This is a genomic window from Desulfovirgula thermocuniculi DSM 16036 (assembly GCF_000429345.1).
Taxonomy (GTDB): Bacteria; Bacillota; Desulfotomaculia; order Desulfotomaculales; family Desulfovirgulaceae; genus Desulfovirgula; species Desulfovirgula thermocuniculi.
Map to the genome: position 1 here is coordinate 1 of NZ_AUBR01000114.1, position 2,240 is coordinate 2,240.

The window sequence follows — 2,240 nt, forward strand, 5'->3', positions numbered from 1 at the left end:
CCACGGCGTGCCGGAGCTTTCGGCGCTGTTCATCGCCTGCGGGGCGGGCGTTGCGGGCGCCGCGGCGGGCGAGAAGAAGGACCTCTTCCTGCGGGCTGTCCTGCCGCTCCTGGCCGCCGCGGCGGTCCTGGAGGCGTGGGTAACGCCGATAGTAATGGAACTGGCAAGCTAGGCTGGAAGAAGCCAAGTAGGCGTGGCGCGTTGTACGGTTGCTGGAGGACTATCGATAGAAACACAGCGCTCAGAAAAAAGGGGGAAAAATCCTTGGAAATGTTCAAGGTTTCGGCCAAGACCGATACCAAAAAACTCGCGCGGACAATCTATCACGTGCTCAAGGGGAGCAAGAGGGAAGTCACGCTCCGGGCGATAGGCGCCGGGGCAGTGAACCAGGCTGTGAAGGCCATGGCCGTGGCGAGGGGCTTGGTGGCCCCGCTGGGTTACGATCTCAAGATGGTGCCCGAGTGGGAAACCCTGGCGAGGGAAGACGGTACCGAACTGACGGCCATAAAGTTCCGCGTATTCCGGTAGAAAGGAAAGCACCAAAATGGTAGCCTTCCATTTTTTCCAAAAGGCGGTGATCGGAGATGTCCCCGGAGAAGCGCGAGCTGGCCCTGGCGTCGGTGCTCGGCCTCCTGGCGGGGCCGACGTACCTGGCCGCGGGGCCGGAGAGGTTCCTGACCTGGTACGCCGTCGTCCTGGGCGGCGGCGTCTTCTCCACGGCCCACTGGCTGCGGGAGATAAAGCCCTCGCGGGCCGCGTGGCTCACCTGGCTGGCGTGGCCCTTCGTGATGTTGTCTGGCGCGGCCGTCAGCCTTCTGGGCTGCGCCTGGCTGAAAGCCCTGGTGGAAAGGTGGTGAGAGAGAGTGGGCGACGTGTTCGGTCTCTCTGACCTTCTAAGCACCTTCTACCAGCTCCAGAAGCTGGCCTTCGCCCTGCCGGTGCTGGCGCTGGCGTTCGCCGCGCTCCGGGCGTTGCTGTGGGCGCTGCTGTCCCCCGTCCTCGGGCGCTTTGCGGGCTTCGCGGCCAACGCCGTCGCCGCCGCCGCGGCCTTCGCCTTCCTGTCCCAGCCCGGCGCCCTCTGGAAGGCCGCGGACTGGGGCTGCGCCGTGGCGTGCAAGGCCCTGGGCGTCCCGTGCGGCGGCCCCGGCAGCGCGGGCCCGCTGGACGCCCTGACCGGCGAGGCAGAACGAAGCTTGCGGGAACTTTCCCGCGCGCTGTCGGGCCTGTAGCGGGGCGGAGGGCGGGGCGGCCACCGCGGTCGGCGGTCGGGCCGCCCCGCTTTTTTTTTGCCTGCGTGCGTTGGAAAGGGGGGCCAAAAACCATGCGCAAAAAGGGTAGTGCCTTTTTCCTCGCCGTTCTCCTGGTCCTCGCCCTGGCCCGGCCGGCCTGCGGCGTCCCCGCCTACCCGGGGGCGGTGGAGCTGATCCAGCCCGACGGCGCGAAGTTCTTTGCCCGCCAGTGGGGCGACGAGTGGGCACACGGGTGGGAAACGGTAGACGGCTACACAATCGTCAAGGACGAGATGAGCGGGTACTGGTGCTTTGCCAGAAAGATCGGCGACGGGAGGCTCGTCAGCAGCGGCATCCGGGCGGACATGCCCCACCTTCTCCCCGAGAACTTCCCGAAGCACTTGCGGCCGGGAAGGGAAACTACGCCGCGGGAGTGGGCCGTAGGAGAGCCGGTCAAGCTGGTGGGTGTGGTGGCGCGCGGCGAAGCGGCGGAACCACCTTGGAAGTTGATCACCTGGGGGCGGATCTGCACGCTCGGGAGCTCTCTCCCTTCCAGGTGCTATCTGGTTAAGGAGACCTATGCACTAGTAGTACCGGAGGGCACCGAATTGCGGCCAGGCTGGCTGTACCTGATTTGGGGATACCGCTTGGAGGGCAGTCCCGGCACTTGGCGCGAGCCGCACGTATCCGTGAAGAGGGCGGTGCGGCTTTTGCCGATTTTCTGGATGCGAGCGATCCAAAGTTGAGCTTTTTTGGTGCTGGGCGTTTTCCGGAAGGCGCCTGGCTTTTTTACTTTTTTTAGGCCGAAGAGAAAGGAGGTGACGGAGGTGCGCGCAAAGTCGAAGCTGTTTGTTGCCCTGCTGATCTTGATCGTCCTCGCTGTGGCGGCTACCCCGGCCATGGCGCTGTACGAGGAACTCCGGCTCCCGGTCAAGAGTTTCTTCGGCACGGTGGAGTACGTCAAGAACAGCGACCTGCCGAGGTTCGAGTTGGTGACGTCGGACTTGCGCC

5 protein-coding genes are annotated in these 2,240 nt (G+C 65.2%); all 5 read left to right on the plus strand.

The window, feature by feature from the left end; all coding sequences use genetic code 11:
• Window positions 1–264: 264 nt before the first annotated feature.
• Window positions 265–528, plus strand: coding sequence for a stage V sporulation protein S (locus G454_RS0114995; RefSeq protein WP_027719222.1), 264 nt, complete (start codon window positions 265–267; stop codon window positions 526–528).
• Window positions 529–584: 56 nt separating this feature from the next.
• Window positions 585–857, plus strand: coding sequence for a hypothetical protein (locus tag G454_RS0115000; RefSeq protein WP_027719223.1), 273 nt, complete (start codon window positions 585–587; stop codon window positions 855–857).
• A 6-nt stretch (window positions 858–863) separates the two neighbouring features.
• Window positions 864–1,229: a hypothetical protein gene (locus G454_RS20615; protein ID WP_051276551.1), complete on the plus strand. Its 366-nt coding sequence runs from the start codon at window positions 864–866 to the stop codon at window positions 1,227–1,229.
• Between the two features lie 92 nt (window positions 1,230–1,321).
• Window positions 1,322–1,975: a hypothetical protein gene (locus G454_RS0115010; protein ID WP_027719224.1), complete on the plus strand. Its 654-nt coding sequence runs from the start codon at window positions 1,322–1,324 to the stop codon at window positions 1,973–1,975.
• Between the two features lie 81 nt (window positions 1,976–2,056).
• Window positions 2,057–2,240: hypothetical protein (locus G454_RS19665; protein WP_035108111.1), on the plus strand; the 184-nt coding region annotated here is incomplete at its 3' end.